This is a genomic window from Janthinobacterium sp. FW305-128, assembly GCF_020858135.1.
GTDB lineage: Bacteria > Pseudomonadota > Gammaproteobacteria > Burkholderiales > Burkholderiaceae_D > Janthinobacterium.
The window spans coordinates 82,439-107,122 of record NZ_JACYMK010000010.1; the positions used below are offsets into that span (position 1 = coordinate 82,439).

The following is a 24,684-nucleotide window of genomic DNA, read 5'->3' on the forward strand; positions in this document are numbered from 1 at the left end:
CTAGCATGTTCATTACTCTGAAGTTAATGAACTGCCGTTAAAAAGGGTAGCCATGGCCATCAACGAAGAAATTACCTTGAAAAAGCTGGAAGTTTTTCTCAGCTTCATGGAATTGAACAACCTGGCGCGGGTGGCCGATGCGCTGGGCCAGAGCACGGTCAGCGTGCACCGCGCCCTGCACTCGCTGGAAGACGGCTTGCGCTGCCCCCTGTTCAAGCGCGAGGGCCGCAGCCTGATCCCGCTGCATGCGGCCTATACCTTTGCCGAATCGGCGCGGCGCGCGCTGGCCGAATGCGAGGAAGGCGTGCGCAAGGTGCGCGAAATGTCGGGCATCAACCCCGTGCGCCTGAAGATCGGTTCGCTGTATTCATTGACCCTGCACTGCATCCCGCAGCTGGTGATCGCGCTGAAACTGCGCCGGCCGGGCCTGGACATCGACCTGACCCTGGGTTCGAACCGCGACCTGCTGCAAAGCCTGGCCGACGGCCGCCTCGACGCCATCATCATCGGCGTGCAGGAGGACGAACAGCATGCGGGCCTGGTGGCCGTGCCCCTGTTCCAGGACGACATCTTCCTGGCCGCGCCGCTGGCCTCGCCCTATGCCGGGGCCGCATCCGTGGACTTGCAGGCGTTGCGCGACGACAAATTCGTCACGCTCAGCGAAGGTTTCGTCACCTCGCAAAGCTTCAACCACGCGTTTGAGCTGGCGGGATTCGTGCCGGACACGGCGATGAGGGTGGGCGACATCTTCTCGCTGATCAACCTGGTCAGCGGCGGCATCGGCTACAGCCTGCTGCCCGGCCGCGTGCGCGCCTTCAGCTCGCGCATCGAACTGCTGCCCCTCGACGCGCGCTACGGCTCGCACCAGCAGATTACCCTGTTGATGCTGAGCAGCCGCGAGCGCGACCCGAATCTGCTGGCGCTGGCGGCGGAGTGCAGGTTGTATGGGCGCAGGGAGCCTGCTTTACCCAAAACTTTGACTTGATATCTAAACAATGGCAAATCAAACCAAGGCCCGAGTTTCCAACCCGGGCACCTCGGGCCCGGCGGGCCTGAAAAATGGCCAGGGCAAGGCGCGCGGGCGCAGACAGTACGAATGTACGGCAAGCCCAAACAACGCAGCCATGGGCAACTCTCAGGCCCGCGATCCAGGCCCGCACTTAAATAGCACTATCCCAAGGCGCCGACAACCGCACGGCACAGTTGATCAGCCCCACCATCGAATACGTCTGCGGGAAATTGCCCCACATCTCTCCCGTCACCGGGTGCGTGTCTTCCGACAGCAGGCCCAGGTGGTTGCGCGCCATCAACATGGTTTCGAAAATCTTGCGCGCCTCGTCTTTCCTGCCGATGCGCGCCAGGGCGTCGATGCGCCAGAAGGTGCAGATGTTGAAGGCGGTCTCGGGTTTACCGAAGTCGTCGGGGGCTTCGTAGCGGCGCATGTAGGGGCCGTCGCACAGCGATGCTTCGAGCGCGTCGACTGTAGCGATGAAACGCGGGTCCATGGGGTCGATGAAGTTGACTTCCGCCATCAGCAGGACGGAGGCGTCGAGGTCGCGCCCACCCAGGCTTTCGGCAAACGCCTGGCGTTCCTCGCTCCACGCTTCGCGCAGTAATCTCTCGCGGATTAGCACGGCGCGGCTGTTCCAGTGGTCGGCGCGGTCCGCCAAGCCCAGTTTATGGGCGACCTTGGCCAGGCGGTCGCAGGCGGCCCAGCTCATCAGCATGGACGAGGTGTGGACGCGGGCCCGCGTGCGCAGCTCCCACATGCCGGCGTCCGGTTCCGCATGCAATCGGAAGGCCTGGTCGCCCACGGCTTCCAGCGCGGCAAACTCGGCCTTGCCGGCGCGGTGGAACAATCGGTGGTCGAGGAAGGCCTGCGCCGCCCCTAATACAATGTTGCCGTAGACGTCGTGCTGGAAGTGTTCCTGCGCCTGGTTGCCCACGCGCACGGGGCCGTTGCCCCGGTAGCCGGGCAAGTGGTCGAGTATCGATTCGGGCAACTGCTCTTCCAGGCCGATGCCGTACAGGGGCTGGATGTGGCCACCTTTCGAGCGGGCGACGATATTCGTCAGCCAGCGCAGATACTCTTCCATCGTGCCCACCTCGGACAGGCTGTTCAATGCCCGCACGACGAAGAAGGCGTCGCGCAGCCAGCAGTAACGGTAATCCCAGTTGCGGCTGCTGCCCGGCGCTTCCGGGATGCTGGTGGTCATGGCGGCGATGATGGCGCCCGTGTCTTCATATAAAGACAGTTTCAAGGTGATGGCGGCGCGGATGACCACGTCCTGCCATTCCAGCGGCACGGCCAGGCGGCGCGTGTAGGTGCGCCAATAGTTGATCGTTTCCTTTTCGAAGATGCGCGCCGTCTCGTCGATGCCGCCAGCCAGGGTTTCATCAGGGCCCAGCAGGAAGTTGGCCGTGCCACCCAGCACGAAATACGTTTCGCTCAGCACATAATTGAGCGAAACATCGGTGTTCAGGCGCAAGGTCTGTTCCGGCCCCACATAGCGGATGTGGTGGCTGCCCTGCGTGATCTGCGGCGCCAGCCGGCCCCAGTCGTAGCGGGGACGCAGCCGTACGCGGATGCGCACGGCGTGGTCGAGCGGGCGCACGCGGCGGATCAGCATCAGCGGGCGGAACATGCGGTCGCGGCTGAGGAAACGGGGCGCGAAATCCGTGATTTCCACGCCGCGCCCCTGCGTGTCGTACAGGCGCGTGCGCAGCACGGCCGTGTTTGGCTCGTAGAATTGCTCGCTGCGCGCAAAGTCCTCGATGTCGATGGCCCACACGCTGCCGTTTTCCGTGTCGTCCAGCAAGCGGTTGAAGACGGGATCGCCGTCGAAACGGGGCAGGCAGGACCAGACGACCTGCCCCGCCTGGTCGATCAGGGCGTTGAAGGCGCAATTGCCTACCACGCCGCAATTCAGGGACGCTTGCGCGGACGGTTGGCTGGCGCGGGTGTCATGGGATGTCGTCATGGGCTACTCCTTCGATGTCGGGGATACGGCAGCGGCCAGCAGCGCCGTGCGCAAGGCGCCGGGGCTGGCCAGGCGCAAGGTGGCGGCGCTGGGGCCGCTGCCCACTTTGACGCCCTGCCCGCCTGCTTGTTGTACAAAGGCAAAGCCTGCCTCGTCGGTGGTGTCGTCGCCCGCGAACACGGGCCGGCGGCCGGCGAAGGGGCTTTCCTGCATGAAGGCGGCGATGGCGCCGCCCTTGTCGGTGGCGGCCGGCTTGGCTTCCAGGACCATTTTGCCATGCAACAGCAATACCCCCGGGCACGCTTGCACGGCGGCCGTCATTTCCTGCAAGCACAATTGCTCGAGGTGTGGTGCCAGGCGGTAATGCAGGGCCACGGCGCCCCGCTTCTGCTCCGCCAGCAAACCGGGGTGAATCGCCGCCAGCGCCTGCGCGCGCGCCAGCACGGGCGCCACGTCGGGCGTGGCCGCCACGTGCAGCGCGCCATCGGCACCGCGCCGCTCCACGCCGTGCACGCCGGCAACAGGCAAGACCAGGGGCGCCAGCATGGCGTCGATCTGCGCCACGGGACGGCCGGAAATGAGGGCCAGCGCGCCGCCATGGCGCTCGGCCAGCAGCGCCAGCGCTTCGATGACGCCGGGCGCCACGCGCACGCCATCGGGCGTGGGCGCCAAATCGACCAGGGTGCCGTCGAAGTCGAGGAAGACGGCTGTTCCGGGCGCACTCAGCAGCTGCAACAGGGCCGCGCTATCGTCAGGGAGATCGGCCATCACATCCCCTTGCGCCGCTTGATGCGGCTGTGGGCGTCGATCTTGGTCATGACCTTGTCGCGCTGGCGCAAGCGGGCAGCGTCCAGCAGCATGCGCCCGGCCCAGCGGTAGACGTTGAAATGTTTGACTCTTGCCCGCATGCTTTTCATGCGCTCGCGCTGTTCCACGGGCGGCATCACGAGGGCGCGGTAAAGCGCATCGGCGCCCTGCTCGATGTGGTACGGGTTGATGATCAGCGCTTCATGCAGTTCGCGCGCGGCGCCCGTGAATTGCGACAGCACCAGCACGCCCAGCTCATCGTCGCGCGCGGCGATGAATTCCTTGGCCACCAGATTCATGCCGTCATGCAAGCTTGTCACCATGCACACTTCCGAGGCGCGGAAATAGCGCTGCAAATCGTCCTGACCGTGGTGTTCCGCTTTCAGCAGGATGGGCACGTAATCTCCGCTGCCGAAGCGGCGGTTGATGCGCTCGACCATCTTGCGCACCCGCGCGTCAAAACTTTGATATTCGTCAAGCGACGCGCGGCTGGGGGCGGCGATCTGCACGAACGTGAAATTGCCCACCATGCCGGGCTGCTGTTCCAGCATGCGCTCGACGGCCTGGAAGCGCTCGACGATGCCTTTCGTATAGTCAAGGCGGTCCACGCCGATGCCCAGCAAGTGGTCAGGCGCCACGCCCAGTTCGGCACGGATTTGCGCGCGGCACGCGGCCACGTCGGGCTGCGCCGGATCATCCTCGGGCCAGGCGATCGAGATCGGGTAATCCTCGACCTGCGTCATCTCGCCGCCATACGAAATGGTCGACGCTTCCGGCTCGATGCGGGTTTCCAGGTAGCGGTCCACCGTTTCGAGGAAGTTCTTGCGGTGGAATGGCGTATGGAAGCCCAGGATCGTGCTGCCCAGCAAGCCGTCGAGGATTTCCTCGCGCCATGGGCAAATGCCGAACGATTCCGAGTTCGGCCACGGGATATGCCAGAAAGTAATAATCGTCGCCTTCGGCAAGGCTTCGCGCACCATGCGCGGCAGCAAGGCGAAGTGATAATCCTGCACCAGCACGACGGGGTTGTCCGTCTTCGCCTCGGCGATCACGGCGTCGGCGAAGCGGCGGTTGACTTTGACGTACTGCTCCCAGTCGGACGAGCGGAACACGGGGCGCACGTGGGCGATATGGCACAGCGGCCACATGCCCTCATTGGCGAAACCATAATAGTAGCCCTGCTCTTCCTCTTCCGTCAGCCACACGCGGCGCAAGGTATAGCTGGGGTTATCGGGCGGCACGGGCACGTGGTCGAGCTTGTCCACCGTCTCGCGGTCGGCGGAACCGGCGCCATGCGCGATCCACGTGCCGGAGCACGCCCGCATCACGGCTTCCACGGCCGTCACCAGGCCGCTGGCCGGGCGCTGCACGGCAATCCCGCTCTCTGTTTTGGTGTGGATATACGGTTCGCGGTTCGACACAACCAGCACCTGGTCGCCCTGCAAGTCCGCCTCCAGCAAGGCGCGCAGCTTGTCCGGCGTCCAGTCGGACGACCAGCCGTTATCGCCCTGGCGTTCCAGATGGTATTCCTGCAGCAATTCGCGCAAGTCGCCGATCAGCGGCTGCATTTCCGGCGGCGGCGCGGGCGCGGCGGCGGGCGCCGTGGCGGCGGCCACTGCACCATTGCTTTTCGGCAGCAACTCGCCCCGCAAGATATCCTTCACGGCCGACAGCCAGCCGCGCCAGCTCAGGTGGGCGACGAACACGGTCATCAGGGAAATGAGCACGGCCAGCACGGCCAGGAAGGCAAAGATGAAACGCTTGGTATCGGTATTGCGGCGCTCGACAAAGCTCATGTCCTGCACCAGCACCAGGCGGCCCAGTTGCGATGCGTCCTGCATGACGGGGGTTTCGCTCAGGTGGACTTGCCCTTGCGGCAATTGCGCCAGGGATTTGTACAGGCCGCCCGTCGATGGCGTGCTCCAGCAGCCAATGGAAGTTGGGTATTGCGCGGACTGGTACAGCAAGTGCCCCCCGTTGTCGCAAAAGCCGATGGCGATCAGGCGTTCATCGCGCGTGGCGCCCTGGAACAGTTCGCCGATGCGCGCGGCGTCTTGCGCAGGCAGGTATTCGGTGAGCGAGGGGCGGAGGGTTCCAGCGAGCAATTCAGCCCGGCTGTCGAGGTCGCGCACATACCAGCGCAGGGTAATATTGTCCAACAGGGGTACCACGATATAAGCAAACAGTCCCAGCACGAGGGCAAGCGGCAGAATGAAGCGCAAGGACATGCGGAGTGATCGTACTATCATCGGTTTCCTTTGCAAAAACAAAAAGCATGGCAAGTATGACTATGTTTCCAATGCGGCGACGCCCGCTTGTTTTCCGTACTGAAACGTCAACGTGGCATGGCGCAGCGCAGCAATTTCTTCCAGTATCCGCCTTGACCGAAGTCTTATCCGTACGGCAACGCACGCCCCCGCGACGTCATCTGCCCGTAAAATAGCCGCTTCCGACATCCATTTCACTTATCAATAAGGAGTTTTCGCCTATGGATCTCAGCACGTTTCACTCGCTGATGGGAGGCCCGCTGCGCTCGGCGCTGACCGTGCTCGTTTCCGCCCTGCTCGTCACCCTCGTCGCCATCGGCGTGCACCGGGCCGGCATCGGCTTGCTGAGAAGACTGGCCCATGGCCACGCGCTGGCCAGCAACGTGGCGCGCGTGGCCTTCCGCGCCAGCCAGCTGTGCCTGATCGTCTTCGGCCTGCGCATGGTGCTGGCCAGCGCGCCCGACGACACGCCGGGCCTCGTCGCCATGTCGCACCTGGCCAGCGTGGCGCTGATCATCGCGCTGACCTGGCTGGCCATGCAATGCATCGAGTCGCTCAGCATCACGATTTCCCAGATCAATCCCGTCGACGCGGCCGACAACCTGCGCGCGCGGCGCCGGATCACCCAGGCCCGCGTGCTCACGCGCAGCGCGCATGCCATCGTCGTCCTGCTGGGCGTGTCCTTCGTGCTGCTGACCTTGCCCGGCGCGCGGCAGATCGGCGCCAGCCTGCTGGCCTCGGCCGGCGTGGCTGGCCTGGTGGCAGGTATTGCCGCCCGGCCCGTGCTCGGCAATTTCATTGCAGGGCTGCAAATTGCGTTTTCGCAACCGATCCGCATCGACGATGTGCTGATCGTCAATGGCGAGTGGGGCACGGTGGAGGAAATCAAGGGCACGTACGTGGTCGTGCGCGTGTGGGACGAACGCCGGCTGATCGTGCCGCTGCAGTGGTTCATCGAAAATCCGTTCGAGAACTGGACGCATACCTCCTCCGACATCCTCGGCACGGTGTTCCTGTGGCTCGATTTCAGCATCCCGATCGAGCCCCTGCGGACGGAACTGACGCGCATCTGCGCATCCGCCAAGCAATGGGACGGCCGCGTCTGCACCGTGCAGGCGACGGATTCGAACGAGCGGGCCGTGCGCGTGCGTTTCCTGATCAGCGCGGTGGATTCAGGCACGGCGTTTGAATTGCGCTGCGTCGTGCGCGAGCAGATGCTGGCCTTTATCACGACCAATTATCCGCACAGCCTGCCCCGCTTGCGCTCCACGCTCGACCCGATCGAGCTGCACGCCATGCAGGCGCAGAACGATACGGTGCAGTTGCACAAGGCATAACAAAACCTGCGGCGCGCTGCCCGGGCCCATCCGCCGCTAGAATAGGAGCATGAGCACCACCGCCTGGTTCATCCTGATCGGTTGCCTGATGCTGGCGCGTGGCCTGGGCGCCGACGGCATCGCGCGCCTGCCATTGACCTCGGCCATGGCTTACCTGGGCGTGGGCCTGCTGCTGGGCCCCCTGTTCCTCGGCCTGTTCTCGTTCGACCTGGTGCAACAGGCGCCCCTGCTGGAAACCCTGACGGAAATCGCCGTCCTCATCTCCCTGTTTTCCGCCGGCGTCAAAATGCCCGTGCCCTTCAGCCTGGCACGCTGGCTGCCCTCGCTGCGCCTGGCGTGGCTGTCGATGACCATTTCCGTGGCCCTCGTGGCGGCCTTTGCCTGCCTGCTGCTGGATCTGCCGTTGGGCGCGGGCATCCTGCTGGGCGCCATCCTCGCACCCACCGACCCTGTGCTGGCCACCGACGTTCAGCTGCGCCATGCGGGCGACAGCGAGCAATTGCGCTTCATGCTGACCAGCGAAGCGGGCATGAACGATGGCAGCGGTTTTCCTTTCGTCATGCTGGGCCTGGGCTTGCTGGGCTTGCATGAACTGGGGCCGCATGGCGCCACCTGGCTGTGGCGCGATTTACTCTGGGCCAGCGCGGGCGCCATCGCCCTGGGCGCGGCCGGCGGCGCGCTGCTGGCCTGGCTGGGCTGGCAGCTGCGCGCCAAGGAGCCGAAGCATGAAGTGCTCGATGACCTGGCGGCCCTGGGTCTGATCGCCCTCGTCTATGGCGTGTCCACCTGGCTGCACGCGTGGGGCTTCCTGGCCGTCTTCTTTGCCGGCGTGGCCTTGCGCCAGACGGAACTGCGGCTGGCCGGCGCGCCGAAAGACCGGCAAGGCTTGCTGCAGGCGGAGGAAACCCATGCCGTGTCCGCCGCCAAACCGCACGACAGCGAAGTGACGCTGACCGTCAGCGGCGAAGCCCTCGTCTTCAAGGAACATCTGGAACGCCTGTCCGAACTGACCCTGGTGCTGCTGCTGGGCGGCGCCGTCACGGCCGCCGCCTGGAGCTGGCGGGCGTGGAGCGTGGCGCTGTTCCTGCTGCTGGTGGCGCGTCCGGCCAGCGTGATGCTCGGCTTGCTGGCTTCCGGCACCAGCGTGCGGCTGCGGGGGCTGGCCGCCTGGTTCGGCGTGCGCGGCATCGGCTCGCTGTACTACCTCAGCTATGCCATCGCGCATGGCTTGCCGCGCGGCCTGGCGCGCGAACTGGCCGACATCACCCTCGTCGTCGTCATCCTCTCCATCGTCGTGCACGGTCTGACGGTCAAGCCTTTGCTGGAACGCTACTGGCGCAAGTAACTGGCCAAACAAGCACCCGCCGCTCCCTTTGTCATTGCTGCAAAGCAATGATTTGTCAATTGCCCCTATGGCGGACGGAAATATTGTTAAGATAATTAAAAATGGCAAAAGAGAGAATCAATGAAACGACGAAGCATGCTGGGACTGGGCGTCTCACTGGCCCTGCTGCAAACGGGCTGCGCCACCGATCCGGCCAGGCTGGCGTGGGAAACGGAATTTGACGGCTTCATGCGCGATGGCCTGGCCCGCACGGAAACGCCGGGCATGAGCGTGGCCGTGGTGCGCGGCGAACAAACCGTCTTCGCGCGCGGCTATGGCTGGGCCGACATCCAGGCCGGCAAGAAGGCTGATGCGAACACGGTGTTCCATGTCGCCTCCGTCAGCAAACTCGTCACGGCCACGGCCGTCATGATGCTGCTGGAACAGGGCGCCTTCCAGCTCGACGACAAGGTGGCGGCCTACCTGGACTTTCCGCTCATGCATCCGAAGTTTCCCGACGTGCCCATCACCTTTCGTCATTTGCTCAGCCACACCTCGGGCATTTCCGACGCCGTGTACGACAAGACGACGGCGTTTGCCGTCCAGGGCGACCCGCGCCTGCCCCTGCGCGACTTCGTCAAGGGCTATCTGTCGCGCGGCGGCGCCTGGTATGACGCGGATGTGTCGTTTGCCGCCCGGCCCGGCACGGAATGGCGCTACAGCAATGTCGGCATCGCCCTGCTCGGCTATCTGGTCGGCCGTTTGAACGCCGATGGCCTCGACGCCTACACGCGCGAGCACCTGTTCGAACCGCTGGGCATGGACAGCACGGCCTGGAACCTGGCCGGCTTGCCGCGGCGCGCCGTCGTCGCCCAGCCGTACGCGCACAAGGAGCCGGGCCTGCAAGCGCTGCCGCCCGTCGGCTATCCGGACTGGCCGGCCGGCCTGCTGCGCAGCTCGGCGCAGGACTTTGCCCGTTTCCTGGCCATTTTCAGCAATGGCGGCCGGGTCGATGGCCACCGCTACCTGCAAGACGCGACGCTGCAACTGTTTTTCGCCCCGCAAGCGGCCCCCGTCGTGCCCGCCGATTCATCCGTGCAGCAAGCGCTGGTGTGGCTGCTGCGCGACGTCGACGGCCGGGCACTGGCCACGCACAGCGGCGGCGACCCGGGGGCCGCGTCCGTCGTCTGCGTCGACCGGGCCAGCAAGACGGCCGTGCTGGCCTTCGCGAACGTCAGCGCCGACAAGGAGTTTCGTTCATTCCAGAAAGAAGTCGTGCTGCGCCTGCTCGCGCACGGGGCCGGCGGCGCGCCAGCCAGGTAGGCATGGCGCTTGTGTGAACGGGCGCACGGTAGCGCCTGGGCAAGAACGTATGCTGTGCTGGTCGAACTTGACCATCAACGAGGAGACCAGCATGACGAACCGCATCGGCAACAAGGACGTGGCGCAGCAGCGCAGCAAGAGTGAAAAAGCCCGCATCAAGGCGCAGAACATCGCCGCCGAGGCGGTGAAGAAGGCCGAGGCCAGGGCCAGGTACCGCAACGCCGTCAAAGGCCAGCCGGGTCTGCCCGCTGCCGGCAGTTAGGCGCCGAACCAGCCGCGCAGTTTCTCGGCGGCACGTTCCTTGACCTCGGCCGTGATGTAGGTGGCGACGGTGGCGACGGCCGCCGCCAGCACGGCCAGGTCATCCGCATAGCCGACCACGGGCGTGATGTCGGGAATCGCATCGATGGGTGAAATGAAATAGCCGAGCGCGCCGTAAATGGCCGTCTTGGCCCACAGCGGGGTGTTCGGCTGCTGGGCCGCGTAGTACAGCCACAGGGCTTTTTCGATGACTTCGCGCCCCGCCGTCTTGGCGAACTTGACGACCTTGTCCCAGAAGCTGTCATCCGTGTATTTCTTTTCATACTGCTTGTCGGCCTGGGGGGCGTGGTCTTCTTCCAGATTCTTTTTTCTGCCAAACATCTGCTGCTCCTGTCTGCCGCGCACGGCGTTACGAATGCGCACCTTAGCATAATGGCGCGCCGGGTGGGCGGCCTGCAAGGTAAGCTATCGTCATGGAAATATCTGCCACCACCACGGCCCGCACCGCCGGCCTGCGTTACACGGGCGACCATCAGAACGGCATCGCCCGATCGGGCAAGCCCGGCAAGTTCCGCTACCGCGACGCGGACGGCCAGATCGTGCGCGATAGCGCCGCCTTGACGCGCATCAAGGCGCTGGCCATCCCGCCCGCCTGGACGGACGTGTGGATCTGCCCGCACGCCAACGGCCACCTGCAGGCGACGGGCCGCGACGCGCGGGGCCGCAAGCAGTACCGCTACCATGCGCGCTGGCGCCAGGTGCGCGACGAAGCGAAATATGAGCGCATGCTCAGCTTTGGCCGCGCCCTGCCCGCCATCCGCGCCGCCGTCGCGCGCGGCATGCAGCTGCCGGGCTTGCCACGCGAAAAAGTGCTGGCCACCATCGTGCACCTGCTGGAATTGACGATGATGCGCATCGGCAACGAAGAATATGCGCGCGCGAACAAATCGTTCGGCCTGACCACCCTGCGCACGCGCCACGTGCAGGTCGACGGCAGCGCCGTGGCCTTTCACTTCAAGGGCAAGAGCGGCGTGCGCCACGATATCCGCCTGAGCGACCGCAAGCTGGCCACGGTGCTGCGGCGCATGCGCGAGTTGCCGGGCCAGGAACTGTTTCAATACATCGATGACGCTGGCGCTCGCCACGGCGTCGATTCGGGCGACGTCAACGATTATCTGCGCGAGGTGACGGGCGAAGACTACACGGCCAAGGATTTCCGCACCTGGTCCGGCACCCTGCTGGCCGCGCTGGCCCTGCAGGCGTTCGAGCAGGTCGATTCCGATGCGCAAGCGAAGAAAAACATCGTGCAGGCAATCGAGTCCGTGGCGAAAAAACTGGGCAATACGCCGACGATCTGCCGCAAGTGCTATGTGCACCCGGCCGTGCTGGAATCGTATCTGGAGGGCAGTTTATTGGAAGGCATGCGCGCGCGGGCGCAGGAGCAATTACGGGAAGAACTGCCGGCGCTGGCGCCGGAGGAAGCGGCCGTGCTGGCCTTGCTGCAGCAGCGCCTGCAGAGTGCGGTCAAGCCTGGCGCGCGGGCTGGCGCTGGCACTGGGCCGACAGCGTGAGGGCATCGCTGCGGCACACGGGCAAGGCGCCATGCCCCGCTTCGCGCGCCACGGGGGCCGGCGCGGCATCGCCGTTCTGCGCCTCGCCCGCATTCATCAAAGTGGCCGCCAGGGTCGAAAAGGTGAACAGGCAGATCAGCAGGAATGGCTTGTTCACGTGAAGGGACTGGCCTGGCTTTTGCATCGCATACTCCGTCGGACTGGTTGGCTGTTGCAGCATGGACACGATCATCGCGTGTTTCCACAAGGCATACAATCAGACGGTTTCGACAAGATGGGTAGGACAGCGCTGACAGACTCAGCCATAAATGCCGATGTCGGCAGATTTGACACCTGCTCCGGCCCGTCCCAGCCAACCCCTTGTTTTTGCAGCATAATCCAGACAGGAACGTTTCCTGCTTGACCTCTCGCCTGGGCACGCTTGGCGCCAGTCAACGGGGGAACGATCATGAGCTTTATCAAACAAGTGCTGCTGGCGCTGCTGCTATGCGTAATGTCGGCCGCGCACGCCACCAGCATCGGCTACACGGCAACGTCGCTGGGCGGCACGCAGTGGCGCTACGACTACACGGTCAGCAATACCACCTTGGCCGTGCCCATCGAGGAATTCACCTTGTTCTTCAGCGTGGGCACCTACGCCAACCTGCAGAGCTTCTCCACGGCGCCGGGCTGGGACGTGCTGCTGGTGCAGCCCGATCCCGCCATTCCCGCCAGCGGCTACCTCGACGCGCTGGCGCTGGCCGGCGGCATCGCCCCCGGCGCCACGGCCACGGGCTTTTCCGTCACCTTCGATTACCTGGGCGCGGGCAGTCCCGGCACCCAGCCGTTTTCCATCCTCGACCCCGTCTCGTTCATCGAACTGGAGGCAGGCATCACGCAGCCGGCCGCCGTGCCCCTGCCCTCCACGCCATGGCTGCTGCTGGCCGGCGTGCTGGGCTTGGCGTGCCTGCGGCGCCGGCAGCTGGCGTGTGCCGCGCTGGCCACAGGCCTGGCGCTCGGCCTGTGCGCCTGCGGCGGCCCCAACGATCCCACGCAGTCGCCCGCGCCCAAGGTCATGCTGGCGGCAGCGGCAGCCACAGTCCAGGCCGCCGGCGACTTTGAAGTGACGATGCTCGATAAAGTGGCTGAACAGCGCGTCAGCCGCACGGTCTGGGACTACACTTACCGCGTGCACATCCGCAACAATGGCAGCGAGGCGGCCGGCAATGTGCAAGCCGTGCTGGCCAGCGCGCCAGAAGGCAGCACCATCATCGATGGCGACGTGCAGGCCGGCAGCATCGGCGCGGGCGCCACCGTCACGCCCGCTGACACCATCACCCTGCGCATCGAGCGCAGCATCGCCTTCCAGAGCGCCGGCCTGACCTGGACTTTCAGCACCAGCACCGGCATCGCCCTCGACCCCGTGCGGCCCGCGCAAGTGGTCGTGCTGCCGCTGTCCGGGCTGGGCTTTCCCGACGGTGCCGACAGCGTCAAGGCCAGCGGCGCCGTCACGGACGTGCTGCTGCAGGAAGGCAGCCTGCGCTTTTCCACGCCGGGCGACACGGGCGTCGACCAGCATGCGCAATTTTCCCTCAGCAAGGGCGGCAAGGTCACCATCCTGGATCTGCTGATCCAGACCGAACTGCCGACGGCCGTGGAAACCTATGTGGAGCCGAACGACGACGGCAGCGTGCCCGCCGCGGCGCCCGTGCTGGCCATCACTGGGCTGGGGCCGAACAACCGCCTGCAGCCGGGCGGCCTGGGATTGCGCCTCGTGGGCGCGCCGCCGCTGGCCCTGCAGGATGACAGCGACGGCCTGCTGTCCGGCCCGGATGGCATGGCCATCAGCCTCAAGAGCTACTGGACGTTCGATGCGGCCAGCGGCACCTTCAGCATCGGCGCCACGGCCATGCAGCAACTGCTGGCATCCTTGCCCAACGGCAGCTACGACCTGAACCTCAATTTCGTCTCGCAGGATGGCGAGTTCACGGCCAGCTATGCCTTGATCGTCATCAAGTCCGGCATCGTGCTGCAAGGACAGCTGCGCACGCCCGCAGGCGGCAATGCCACGGGACTGGCCGGCAAGAAAATGTTATTGGCCGGCTACAACAACCGCCAGCGCCAGGTGGCCGTGGTCGACGCCACGGGCGCCTTCCACTTCGATGGCGTGCTGCCCGACACCTACCAGCTGACCTTGAACGACCTCGTCCATCCGAACGTGGTCAGCGTCAGCGCCGTCGTCTTCAACAGCAGCAGCAACGTCAATGTCGACATCGTCTACCCGTATGCGGCGAGCCCGGCCTTGCGCGCCGAGGCGAAGACCTATACCGCCGGCAGCGTCACGCAGGATGGCGCCGCGCCGCCCGCGCGCGAGGTGCCCGCCAGCCATCGCGCCGCGGGCGACGTCACGCCGCAGGATGACGCGGACAGCAAGACCTTCACGGCCACGGCCGCCGCGCAAAACCAGACCATCAGCTCGCCCATCGCCTTCACGGTGCCCAAGGACACGAAAAACGTGGGCGTGAAAATCACCGTCAGCACGGCCGAGTATCCCGTCTACACGACGGCGCAAAGCCAGTACAACGATACATGGTCCTATTCCGTGACGGGGCTGCCCGGGGTCAACCTGGCCGCCGCAGGCGCCGTCAACCAGAGCCACTTTACGCAGGGCACCATCGTCAGGACCGAGTGCGTCGATGTCAGCAAGCAAACCAAGGATGGGGCGTTGAACCTGGGCGGCAATGTCAGCGCCACGAATATCGGCGACAGCGCTCTGGCCACCGTGACGACGGTGGAACTGAGCCTCGCGTGCAAGGGCTTGAAGGTGACGCTGGCAAAATTCCTTTCGCCCAACAAGGACGCCCACCCCGTGTTGCAGCCGATCAAGTTGACGGGCAATCTGGCGGGACCGTATGTGTCCGTGTCGCAAGGAAGTGCCACGGCCACGCACACCTTGCCGCTGGAATTGCACTACACGCCGGCGGCGGCGACGATTACGGAAGTCAATATCGGCATTGCGTCCGGCGGCGGCGATCCCGCCTTCAGCACGCAGAATTTATTGTCCCAGACCAATACCAAGACTGCCGGCACCGTGAAATTTCCCAGCCTGGTGCTGCCCGCCTTTGCCGGCGCCAAGCTCGACAAGAAGGCCGTCGTCACGGTGCGCCTGAAGGGCCGCATCGACAATACCGATGCCAGCTCCGACCCGGCCGAAGGGGGACAAGTGGCGTTCAAGGGCGACACGGCCTATATCCCCCTGTACCTGGCCAACGACGAGGCGGCGCTGGCGGCGCGGCGCTACGGCACGCGCGATCCTGGCGGCGATTCGTGGGCCACGCGCCTGGCCATCGCCTGGCTGGCGGGCAAGGCTTACCGTTTCGACGACATCAGCGGCCAGCACGTGACGCAGACTGCAACGGGCCGGTCCATCCTCGGCCACAGCGGCCACAGCGACGGCCAGCAGATCGACCTGCGCTACGCGGACGGCGCCGGCGGCTATACGGACGCGCTGGGCGGCCAGAACGACGGCGCCGCCATTCACCAGCTGATCAACGACGCAAAAGCGGAAGTGGTGGCCAACCCCGCGCAAAAGCCGAAACTGGCGGCGCTGCAGGCGTGGATCGCGGCGAACCGGGCCATGCTGGCCCAGGAAGCGGCGCCGGCCAGCACGCGCATCATCTACATCGGCCCCAGCTTCATCAAGCTGGCCCTCGTCGACGGGCGCTTTTCCGCCGCGCCGGCCGACAAGATCCCCGGCGCGGGCGCCTGGACCAAGCCGGCAAAAGTGCACATCGAGACGGGACACCTGAGCCACTGGCACATCAGCCTCACGGCCCATCCGTAGGCAAGGTCAGGCGGGCAGATCGGACAATTCCAGCTCCGAAAACCCCGCCCGCCGCCGCGCTTCCAGGTTGAACGGGCCGCGCAGGGTGGGCGCCTCGTAGCGCAGCGCCAGTTCCGCATACGTCGCGCGCAGCTCCAGGCCGCGCTGCGCGCACAGATAGCCGTACCAGCGGTTGCCGATCTCGACGTGCCCCACTTCGTCGCGCAAGATGATGTCGAGGATGGCTGCGGCGGCCATGTCGCCCGCCTGCGCCAGCTTGGCGCGCAGCGGCGGAATCGCATCGAGGCCCCGCGCTTCCAGGGTGCGCGGCACCAGCGCCATGCGCGCCAGCACGTCGCCGCGCGTCTTGTCGACCATTTCCCACAGGCTGTCGTGGCCGGGGAAGTCGCCATACGTGTGGCCCAAGACCTGCAGGTGCGCCTGCAGCATGGCAAAGTGCGTCGCTTCCTCCTTCGCCACGCGCAGCCAGTCCGTATAGTATTCAGCCGGCAGGTCCGGGAAGCGCCACAGGGCATCGAGCGCCAAATTCATCGCGTTGAATTCGATATGCGCGAGCGCGTGCACCAGCATGGCGCGCCCTTCCGGCGTGATCATCGAACGCCGCCCCACCAGGCGCGGCGGCACCAGTTCCGGACGCTCGGGCCGGCCCGGCACGGCGCCCGTGGGCGCCAAGTCCGCCTGCGCGTCGAGTGCCAGCGGCGCCTCGGCCATGGCCGCCACCATCGCCACCTTGGTTGCCGGGTCCGGTTCCAGCAGGCAGGCCAGCGCAGCGGTGCGTAACTCGCGCAATTGCGCCGGCGCGGTGGGGGTCGATGGGGATGGCTGCATGGGTGTTCTTTCTGGCGTGTGCTTCAACAAGGGGCGCAGTGTATCAAATTGCCTGCCCCAGCAGCCAATCGAACAAGGCCTGCACCCTCGCCGGCAGCGGCCGAGCGGCATGCACGAGGTAATACGCCTGCGGGCTGGGCAAGTTGAAAGGTCCGAACGGCAAGACAAGCTGCCCGCTGTCTATCCACGGCTGCACCAGCTGGCGCCGGCCCATGGCCACGCCCGCGTGGTGGATGGCCGCCTGCGCGCACAGGTCGGCGCGGTCGAAGCGCAGGCTGCGCGCCGGCAAGGTCACCTCCGGCGCCTGCCCGTCCAGCCACAACCGCCACTCGGCGTCGGGCGCGCAGGCGGGCCACGCCAGGGTGTCGTGCAGCAGCGTCGCGCTGGACAGCTGATGCGGCGCGTCAAACAAGCCGTGTTCGCGCGCATAGTGCGGGCTGCACACGGGCGCCAGCCATTCCTCCATCAGCTTGCGCGATGCCAGGCCGGGAAAGTGGCCGTCGCCATAGTGCAAGGCCAGGTCGACCTGGCCGGCGCGAAAGTCCACGCTTTCATTGCCCACGCGTAAGTCGACCGACACGTCCGGATACTGTGCAGCGAAGCCTGCCAGGCGCGGCACCAGCCAGCACTGGGCGATGGACGGGCGCGCATGCACGGTGATGCTGCCCGCCAGCGCATTGCCGCCGGCCAGCGCCGCCTGCAAGCCGTCCCAGCCGATTTGCAGGGCGGCAAAGATGCGCTCGCCGTCGGCCGTCAGTTTGACTTGCCGCGTCAGGCGCTGGAACAGCCGCAAGCCGAGGCTGCTTTCCAGCCGCGCGATGCGGTGGCTGACGGCACTGGGCGTGAGCGCCAGTTCCTGCGCGGCCAGCGCGAAGCTGGCATGGCGCGCCGCCACGAGAAACGTGTGCAGGTTAGCGAACTGGCTGGCCGTCAGCGTGGACATGCGCGCCATGCCGGGCGGCATCAGGCGGCTCCGGCCGCCAGCAAGGCGCGGCCGCGCGCCACGTAGGCAGCCATTTCCTGCTCGGGCACCATGCTGCCGCCCGTACCCCACACGAGGTGGGTGGCCGTTTCCAGCTGCGCCTGGTATTGCGGCGCGGCCAGCACGGCAGGGATGCCCGCGAAACCGGCCACGGCGGACGGTTCCAGGCGCAAGCCTTGCGTTTGTTCCAGCGTCGCCAGCAAGCGGTACAGTTCTTCATCGGTGACGGTGGCGTAGCCGTCGATCAGCCGCTGCATGGCGCGCCCGACGAAGCCGGACGGGCGTCCCACGGCCAGTCCATCGGCGGCCGTCAGGTTGTCGATGCCGATCTCCTGCACACTGATTCCCTCGTGCAAGCCCGTGTGCACGCCCAGCAGCATGCACGGCGAGTGGGTCGGCTCGACGAAGACGCAGTGAACAAAATCGCCAAAGGCCAGTTTCAAGCCGAAGGCCACGCCGCCGGGACCGCCGCCCACGCCGCACGGCAGGTAGACGAACAGGGGGTGCTCCTCGTCCACCGCGACGCCGGCCGCTTGGAACTGGGCTTGCAGGCGCTGACCCGCTACCGCATAGCCGAGAAACAGATCGTGCGAATTTTCATCGTCGACGAAGTGGCAGGTGGGGTCGCCCTCCGCCTGCTTGCGCCCCGCTTCCACGGCCACGCTGTAGTCGGTCGCGTACTCGACGACGGTGACGCCATGGCTGCGCAATTTATCCTTCTTCCATTGCCGCGCATCGGCCGACATGTGTACGGTGGCGCGAAAGCCCAGACGCGCGCTCATGATGCCGATCGACAAACCCAGGTTGCCCGTGGAGCCGACGGCGATCGCATACTGGCCAAAGAAGGCGCGCACGGCGTCGCTGGCCAGCACGCTGTAGTCATCTCCCTCCGTCAGCAAGCCCGCGTCCAGCGCCAGCATTTCCGCATGTTTCAGCACTTCATAGATGCCGCCGCGCGCCTTGATCGAGCCGGAAATGGGCAAATGGCTGTCCTGCTTGAGCCACAGCTGACCGCTCGTCATGTCTAAGGCCGCCTGCATGGCGGGCAGCGGCACGACGGGCGACTCGATGACGCCGCCGCTGGACTGCGTTTCCGGAAACGCCTTGGCCAGGTACGGCGCGAAGCGCGCCAGGCGCGCGCTGGCATCGGCCACGTCGTCCGCCGTCAAGCCCACATCCTTCAAACCCTCGGCCGCCGGGGCGATGCGGGGATTGAACCAGCTCAAGGGCTGCAAGGCCATCAGTTCTGTAATCAGGGGAAATTTTTCGCGCAGCGCGGCGATGGCGGGAGTGGGCAGCATGGCAACCTCGTGTAGGAACAAGCCATGATTAGAGCGCATCCGGGCGCCGCTGGCAAACGATGGTTGATCAGGCAATGCATGAGGGAATGTCATCTATCCCGCATTCATCCCCAGGCACTAACCTTGGCCCATAGCTAAATTTAATTCTTGAAGGCACTATCGATTAAAGAAAAATTTCCACAAAGTCACAAAAATAAGTTATCTTAAAGGCAAATAAAGGAGACATTTTTTCTCTTTTCTACCGAGGCAAAAATGCGCTCCAAGAATGACAAAGTTACTGCTACGAATATGGATATCCTCGACTGCGCAAGGCAGGACGATTTGACGGCCCAAAAGGTCGAGGTCGGCATTATTTTCCAGGAAATGCTCGATACCGCCACGGCCGCCGCCTACCTGGCCAAGAACAAGGTGCCGATCGCCACCGCGCTGCGCGTGCTGACGGGCTCACGGCGAAAAAAGAGCGGAGGCGGAAGTTGATGGCTCTGCGGCCGGTGAGCGGGGAATGGTCTGCCTGAACAGCTCAGGACTTCAAGGGAGGAGGCGCCACTTCATACCAAACCCGTATCCCTCGCTCAACCTTGGCTAACGCCGTCCAGCCTCGCGTTTCCGTGATGGTTTCGATGTTGACCGGACGAACGCCGGTTTTTAACAGCCATTCATTGGCCAATACCAGCGACCGGTCCATGCCATCGGAAAGCGGACTGCCCGCAGTGGTCGAACGAAAATCTTTAAATGCGATCATGGACACCTTTTATTCAGTCAGCTTCATTTGAGCAGATAAAGCCTTCAGCCTCCGCTATCGCACCCATGTGCGCCAAACGCCTGAAGCAGGCGCCAGAGAGCATAACAAATTACCGTCGAGAAACATGCGCACATTGTCACGACCACATGGCGCTCGCCGATGCGGCGTTGCCAGCGTGCGCCTTCCCCACGCATCGGCGGCAGGAAGACGCACGCTGATAGCAGGCTTAGAACTTCAGCTGCAGCCCCAGGTCAATCGACCGTCCCTCGGCCGGCAAGGCTTGCAGCGCCCCGCCGTTCGCTTTCAGTCCAGACAGATACACGCCGCCGAGCGGGTCCGCATACGCGCGGTTGAACAGGTTGCTCACGCCGGCGCTCAGGCTGGCCATCTTGTTCAATGCCACGCTGCTGCGCAGGTTGACGAGCGCATAGCCGCCCGTTTCCGGTTCGAAGCGGCGGGCATCGACCCTGTCCTTGCGGGCCACGATCTTCGTTTCGATGCGGTTGCTCCAGGCGCCCAGCTTGTGCTCGACGGCCAGCAAGGCGTTGAACGGCATCATGCGGTACAGGTCGCCGCCATCGCTGCGCTTGCCCCGCGTGTAAGCCGCATTGCCCGTCGCCATGAAGCGGCCCCAGCGGGCGCTGCTGGCCAGCGGCAGCTGCCAGGCCAGATTCGCGCCGTACAATTTGGCGTCGTGGTTGGCAAAGCGCAGCAAGTTGCCGTTCGCGCCCATTTTCATATACGGGTGGAAAGACGCCAGCACGTCGACGTCGATGTAATTGTCGACCTTGCTGTAATAGGGGTTGACGCGCAGGAACCAGCCCTCTTCGCCGCCCCCATGCCAGTCGGCCGTGAACGCGGCTGTGTACGCCGTCTCCGGTTTCAGGTCGATATCGCCCACATAGCCGTTGCCGTCGCCAAACCAGTTGGTCATGGTCATGGCCATCGAACCGCGGCCCCACGAGTAGCGCTCGTACAGGTTGGGCGAGCGCACCTTGCGCGCCAGCGCGAATGCATAGCTGCTGGCAAGGTCCGGCGTGAATGTCGCTTGCGCGGAGGCATCGATATTCGTGTCGCGCTGGCTGCGGCTGCGCGCATTGAAGGCCTTGGCGGCCATCACGTCGGGCATGTTCATCATGTTGGTGCCGTACGATTGCACGTCGCCCGCATCCATGCGCACGGATTCGCCGCGCACGCCCAGCACGCTCGTCCAGCGCGCAGCGTGGCGCGTTTCCAGCTCGCCGAACAGCACGGTGCGGTCGCGCTTGCCGTCATTGATGTTCAGGTAGGTGCGCGGCCCCATCATCATGGAACCGGGCACGGCCGGCCAGTAGTCGTCGAGGCGGAAGCCGTGCCACTCCTGGCCCAGGCGCAACTCGCCCGCCGCCATCGGCAGGCTGGCCATCAGCGCATAACCGGTGTTGCGGCCATGCGTAATCATCGGCATCGTGCCCTTGCGCTCGGGCGTGAAAAAGCCCATTTCGTGGTCCGTCTGCTGCCAGTAGGCGCGCGCGTCCAGCACGCCCCAGGCAAATGTGCCCTGGTAAGCGAGGTTGGCGAACTGGCCATGGTTGTCTGTCATGTCCATGTACTGGTTCGGGAAACCCTGGTACGGGATGTGCTGCACGCCGGCGCGCAAGGTCAGCTGCTGACCATCGCCCTTCGCCGCCAGCACGATGGCCTGGTTGATGCTTTCAAACATGCTGGCCAGCACGGTATTGCCGTGGCCGTCTTCATAGCTGTGGCCGCGCGTGTATGCGCCGCTGTAGCCGACGCTGAGCACGTCGCTGGCGGCCGTGGCGTGCACGCTGGTCGCCACGCTGTTGTTGACGCTGCGCCCCGACACGGCAAAGCTGCCTTGCGTGAGCAGGCCCGCGCCCGGCCGGGCGAAGACGGGCGCGTTCGATTGCACCTCGATGGTGCCGCCGATGCTGTCGCCGCCCGCGCTGACGGGTGTCACGCCCGCGATCAGGCGGATGCGCTGCACTTGTTGCGGATCAATGTACGACAACGGCGCATTCATATGATTGGCGCAGGCGGACGTCAGTTCCATGCCGTCGATGCGAATCTTGAGGCGGTCATCGGCAAAGCCATTAACCACTGGCAAGCCGGACACGCCGCCGCCGGCCGCCACGCTGTAGCCGGGCGTGCTGGAGAGCATGAGCGCCGAGTCGGCGGCAGGACGGTAGCCGTCGCCTATGGCCGTGACGATGACTTTCATTTCCGGCAAAACGGTGGTGCCTGCTTCATTGTGGGTTTGCGCCACGGCGGGCATGGCGATGGCGAGGGAAATCAAGAACGGTAAATGTTTCATGGTGCTGCTTTCAGATTCTGTATAGGTAAGATGAACAGGCGCAAGCGCACGGCACGCGCGGCGCAAGGCAGTTCAGGGAAAGGGACAGATCAGAAAGCGGCGGGAGGCCCACGGGGCTGGACGGGCGTCCAGGCGAACAATGGCGTGGCGGACTGGTAGAACAGCTCGGGCAGCAAGCCCGTGAGGAGCTCGCCGGAAGCGAGCACGAGGGTGGTGGGCGGTATCGACAAGGTGTCCGCATGCATGCTGCAGCAGGGGCAATCGCCCATGCGCATGCCCGATTTCTCAGGCGCGGAAGGCTCTTGCGCATCGTAGCGGGCGGGCACGGCTTGCATGCCGCCCGCCACCGAGCAGATTTCCAGGCTGGGCACGGCCAGGCCGCTGGCGACCGTCAGCGCGCGCGACACCGTAGGGGCGAGCGTGGCCAGGAAGATGGCGATACACGCGATCCACAGGACGATGCCGGCCTTGCCTTTGCTGATGAACATGGCAACATTGTATCAGGGCAAGGCCCCTGCGCACAGGGTGCAAGTCAAACCTTGCTTACAACGCCTAACAAAACCGTAGCGAGCGGAAGGGAGCTGTGGCTGAGAAGCGGAACTGTGCTTGAGCACAGTGAGCATCGCAGGCCGCAGATCACGACGCGCAGTAGGTTTTGATAGGCGTTCTTACAAATCCACCTTCATCGACAGCTTGATGGCGCGCGGGGCGCCCGACGCCAGCCGCGTGCCCGCGCCGGCCCAGTAGCGCTTGTCGGCCGCATTTTCCACGTTCAGCTGCCACACGACGGCCTTGTCCATCACGCGGCTCGCATAGCGGGCGCCCGCGCTGAACAGGCTCACGCCGCCGAGGAAGGCCTGGTTCAGGTCGTTGACGGGACGGGCGCTGTAGTAATACGCGCCGCCGTTGACGGACAAGCCGGGCACGGCGTCAAACGCGTAAGCGAGGAAGGCGCTGGCCGTGCGTTTCGACGCGTTTTCCGGCGCCTTGCCGTTGTAATCGGCGTTGATGTGCGCAAAGCTTGGGTCGAGGAACTGGGCCGACGTTTGCCACGACAGCTGACGCGTCAGCTTGCCTTGCGTCGAGATTTCCAGGCCGCGGTAGCGCTGTTCGCCATCCGACGTGAAGACGTTGCTGCTATTCGTGTAATAGCCGGGCCGCGTGATGTCGAACAGCGCGGCGGACAGCAAGGTGCCGCCCGGCGTCAGCCAGCGCGCACCGAGCTCTTTCTGCTTGCTGACGCCAGGCGCCATCTTGACGCCCTGATTGGCTGTGCCCGTCGGGCCCGTTTCACCCTCTTCCAGACCCCGCGCCGTAGACGCGTAAAACGACAGTTCGGGCGTGGCCTTGTAGATCAATGAGGCCATCGGCGTCGTCTTGCTGACGTCGTAGTGGCTGGCACCCTGGTCGCTCTGATAACTGCTGCGGCGCACGCCGATGACGCTTTGCCATTGCGGGCTGAAGACCATGCGGTCGAGCGCGTACAAGCCCGTGTCGCGCGTCTCGAGCGCAGCCGTCGTCGGCGCCGTCGGCTTGGGACCGAACACGACATTCGTCACGGGCACGGGCTTGTACAGGTTTTGCGACGCGATCGTGTAGTTGCTCTGGTAGATAGCATCTTGCGACTTGTCCGTGCGCGAGGCGCCCAGGGTCAGTTCATGGGCAATCAAACCCGTATTAAAGTTGCCGGCCAGTTCCGCGCGCAGCAAGTCCGACGCCGTCACGCTGTGCTGGATATTGCCCGTGATGCGGCCCGCGCCCGTGGCCAGCGCGGCCGCGTTATTCAGGCGGAAGATGGCCAGGCGGCGGTCGCGCGCCGTTTCCGAGTGGCCCGCCTCCACCGTCAAGGCCCAGCCATCCGTGATGGCGTAGTCGGCGCGCAATTGTGCGTTTTTCGTCTGCGCCTCGAAATTCGACCAGTCGGGGCCGATCAGCTGGCGCGGATCGACGGCGCGCGGCAGGCTGATCACGCCTTTCACGGCGGTGGGCAAGGCCACGCCCGCCTGCTCCGTCACCTTGCGGCGGTCGTATTCCAGGTCGGCCTTCAACAGCAGTTTATTAGTCACCCGCCAGTCCAGCGCGGTGGAGAGAAAGCTGCGGTTGCCATTGCCGACATGATCGAGGTAGGAACCCAGGGTGCCGCCGGCCGCATTGATGCGCACGCCGAATTCCTGCTGCGCGCCAAAACGGCGGCCCACGTCGACATTCGCCACGGCACTGCCCCGGTCATCGAGGCTCAAGCCCATGCTGGTGACGGGCTGGCCGCCGGCCCGCTTGGTGACGAAGTTGACGACGCCGGCCGGCGACGTAAAACCGTAGTACAGGGCCGAGGCGCCCTTCAGCACTTCCACGCGCTCCTTGTTTTCCATGGGCACTTGCGAGAAGTTCATGATGGGCATTGAGCCATTGAGGCGGTAATTCGTGCGGTTTTCCACGGCGATGCCGCGTATCACCAGCTGATCCCACGTTTCGCCGCCATTTTGCTGGCGCGTCACGCCCGCCGTATTGCGCACGGCGTCGTACAGGCCGGACACGGCTTGCTGCTCCAGCAATTCGCGCGTGATCACGTTGACGGTCGACGGCACGTCCATGATGTTGGCGCCGCGAAAGCTGCCCGCCTCCGTCGTGACGGGCACCAGGCCTTGCGCGCGGGTGCCCGTCACTTGCACGGCTTGCATGACTTTCTCATCGCCAGCCGTCAGATCGTCCTGGCCGCTGGCGGCATGGGCCGCATGGGAAGCGAAGGCCAGCGACAGGGCCGCGGCGACTGGAAGTAAGCGGGTGCGAGGAGAGACGACAGGCATGACATCGGGCTTTCAATGA

At 65.1% G+C, this 24,684-nt stretch carries 20 protein-coding genes; 8 read left to right on the top strand and 12 right to left on the bottom strand.

Translation table 11 applies throughout. From position 1 onward, the window contains the following. Positions 1 to 52: 52 nt before the first annotated feature. Complete coding sequence (locus tag IGS60_RS20575; RefSeq protein ID WP_230506016.1) at positions 53 to 985, top strand: LysR family transcriptional regulator; 933 nt, start codon at positions 53 to 55, stop codon at positions 983 to 985. Between the two features lie 175 nt (positions 986 to 1,160). Here IGS60_RS20575 and IGS60_RS20580 read toward each other — a convergent pair whose 3' ends face one another. From IGS60_RS20580 to IGS60_RS20590, 3 genes are read right to left on the bottom strand one after another with little or no spacing between them, the layout of a single operon-like run. After that, on the bottom strand, positions 1,161 to 2,981 hold the full coding sequence (locus tag IGS60_RS20580) for a glycoside hydrolase family 15 protein (RefSeq protein ID WP_230506017.1): 1,821 nt from the start codon (positions 2,979 to 2,981) through the stop codon (positions 1,161 to 1,163). 3 nt (positions 2,982 to 2,984) lie between these two features. Next, complete coding sequence (gene otsB / locus IGS60_RS20585) at positions 2,985 to 3,749, bottom strand: trehalose-phosphatase (RefSeq protein WP_230506018.1); 765 nt, start codon at positions 3,747 to 3,749, stop codon at positions 2,985 to 2,987. Further along, positions 3,749 to 6,016, bottom strand: coding sequence for a trehalose-6-phosphate synthase (locus IGS60_RS20590; protein ID WP_230506019.1), 2,268 nt, complete (start codon positions 6,014 to 6,016; stop codon positions 3,749 to 3,751). Before IGS60_RS20590 ends, otsB begins: the two co-directional genes overlap by 1 nt. A 260-nt stretch (positions 6,017 to 6,276) precedes the next feature. Between IGS60_RS20590 and IGS60_RS20595 the strand changes: the two genes are divergently transcribed. The 4 genes from IGS60_RS20595 (at position 6,277) to IGS60_RS20610 (ending at position 10,301) form a co-directional block, all read left to right on the top strand. After that, positions 6,277 to 7,392: a mechanosensitive ion channel family protein gene (locus tag IGS60_RS20595; RefSeq protein WP_230506020.1), complete on the top strand. Its 1,116-nt coding sequence runs from the start codon at positions 6,277 to 6,279 to the stop codon at positions 7,390 to 7,392. Between the two features lie 49 nt (positions 7,393 to 7,441). Further along, positions 7,442 to 8,737 carry a cation:proton antiporter gene (locus tag IGS60_RS20600; RefSeq protein ID WP_230506021.1) on the top strand — a complete coding sequence of 432 codons (1,296 nt, stop codon included), beginning with the start codon at positions 7,442 to 7,444 and terminating at the stop codon, positions 8,735 to 8,737. Positions 8,738 to 8,857: 120 nt separating this feature from the next. Next, complete coding sequence (locus tag IGS60_RS20605) at positions 8,858 to 10,039, top strand: serine hydrolase (RefSeq protein WP_230506022.1); 1,182 nt, start codon at positions 8,858 to 8,860, stop codon at positions 10,037 to 10,039. Positions 10,040 to 10,130: 91 nt separating this feature from the next. Then, a complete protein-coding gene (locus IGS60_RS20610; RefSeq protein ID WP_230506023.1) occupies positions 10,131 to 10,301 on the top strand; it encodes a hypothetical protein in 171 nt (56 codons plus the stop codon). Here the strand turns inward: IGS60_RS20610 and IGS60_RS20615 are convergent. Beyond that, a complete protein-coding gene (locus tag IGS60_RS20615) occupies positions 10,298 to 10,681 on the bottom strand; it encodes a YkvA family protein (protein ID WP_046685558.1) in 384 nt (127 codons plus the stop codon). The genes IGS60_RS20610 and IGS60_RS20615 overlap by 4 nt on opposite strands. A 92-nt stretch (positions 10,682 to 10,773) precedes the next feature. On the opposite strand from IGS60_RS20615, the gene IGS60_RS20620 reads away from it, so the two are divergent. Then, a complete protein-coding gene (locus IGS60_RS20620; protein ID WP_230506024.1) occupies positions 10,774 to 11,871 on the top strand; it encodes a DNA topoisomerase IB in 1,098 nt (365 codons plus the stop codon). On the opposite strand, the gene IGS60_RS20625 is transcribed toward IGS60_RS20620, so the two are convergent. Beyond that, on the bottom strand, positions 11,825 to 12,055 hold the full coding sequence (locus tag IGS60_RS20625) for a hypothetical protein (protein WP_230506025.1): 231 nt from the start codon (positions 12,053 to 12,055) through the stop codon (positions 11,825 to 11,827). The genes IGS60_RS20620 and IGS60_RS20625 overlap by 47 nt on opposite strands. 264 nt (positions 12,056 to 12,319) lie before the next feature. Here IGS60_RS20625 and IGS60_RS20630 point away from each other — a divergent pair, with 264 nt between their 5' ends. Then, positions 12,320 to 15,694, top strand: coding sequence for a hypothetical protein (locus tag IGS60_RS20630; RefSeq protein ID WP_230506026.1), 3,375 nt, complete (start codon positions 12,320 to 12,322; stop codon positions 15,692 to 15,694). Between the two features lie 6 nt (positions 15,695 to 15,700). On the opposite strand, the gene IGS60_RS20635 is transcribed toward IGS60_RS20630, so the two are convergent. From IGS60_RS20635 to IGS60_RS20645, 3 genes are read right to left on the bottom strand one after another with little or no spacing between them, the layout of a single operon-like run. Then, the gene (locus IGS60_RS20635) at positions 15,701 to 16,522 is read right to left on the bottom strand and encodes a ferritin-like domain-containing protein (protein ID WP_230506027.1); all 822 of its coding nucleotides are present in this window, start codon (positions 16,520 to 16,522) and stop codon (positions 15,701 to 15,703) included. A 43-nt stretch (positions 16,523 to 16,565) separates the two neighbouring features. Beyond that, on the bottom strand, positions 16,566 to 17,486 hold the full coding sequence (dsdC, locus tag IGS60_RS20640; protein ID WP_230506028.1) for a DNA-binding transcriptional regulator DsdC: 921 nt from the start codon (positions 17,484 to 17,486) through the stop codon (positions 16,566 to 16,568). After that, positions 17,486 to 18,805, bottom strand: a complete 1,320-nt coding sequence (locus IGS60_RS20645; protein WP_230506029.1) for a D-serine ammonia-lyase — start codon at positions 18,803 to 18,805, stop codon at positions 17,486 to 17,488. Before IGS60_RS20645 ends, dsdC begins: the two co-directional genes overlap by 1 nt. A gap of 288 nt (positions 18,806 to 19,093) precedes the next feature. Here IGS60_RS20645 and IGS60_RS20650 point away from each other — a divergent pair, with 288 nt between their 5' ends. Beyond that, positions 19,094 to 19,282: a hypothetical protein gene (locus tag IGS60_RS20650; RefSeq protein ID WP_139142897.1), complete on the top strand. Its 189-nt coding sequence runs from the start codon at positions 19,094 to 19,096 to the stop codon at positions 19,280 to 19,282. Positions 19,283 to 19,325: 43 nt separating this feature from the next. Here the strand turns inward: IGS60_RS20650 and IGS60_RS20655 are convergent, their stop codons facing one another. The 4 genes from IGS60_RS20655 to IGS60_RS20670 form a co-directional block, all read right to left on the bottom strand. Then, positions 19,326 to 19,547, bottom strand: coding sequence for a hypothetical protein (locus tag IGS60_RS20655; protein ID WP_139142896.1), 222 nt, complete (start codon positions 19,545 to 19,547; stop codon positions 19,326 to 19,328). A gap of 226 nt (positions 19,548 to 19,773) precedes the next feature. Continuing rightward, positions 19,774 to 21,861: a TonB-dependent receptor gene (locus IGS60_RS20660; RefSeq protein ID WP_230506030.1), complete on the bottom strand. Its 2,088-nt coding sequence runs from the start codon at positions 21,859 to 21,861 to the stop codon at positions 19,774 to 19,776. Between the two features lie 89 nt (positions 21,862 to 21,950). After that, positions 21,951 to 22,349, bottom strand: coding sequence for a DUF2946 domain-containing protein (locus IGS60_RS20665; RefSeq protein ID WP_070223590.1), 399 nt, complete (start codon positions 22,347 to 22,349; stop codon positions 21,951 to 21,953). Between the two features lie 180 nt (positions 22,350 to 22,529). After that, a complete protein-coding gene (locus IGS60_RS20670) occupies positions 22,530 to 24,665 on the bottom strand; it encodes a TonB-dependent siderophore receptor (protein WP_230506031.1) in 2,136 nt (711 codons plus the stop codon). Positions 24,666 to 24,684: the final 19 nt, after the last annotated feature.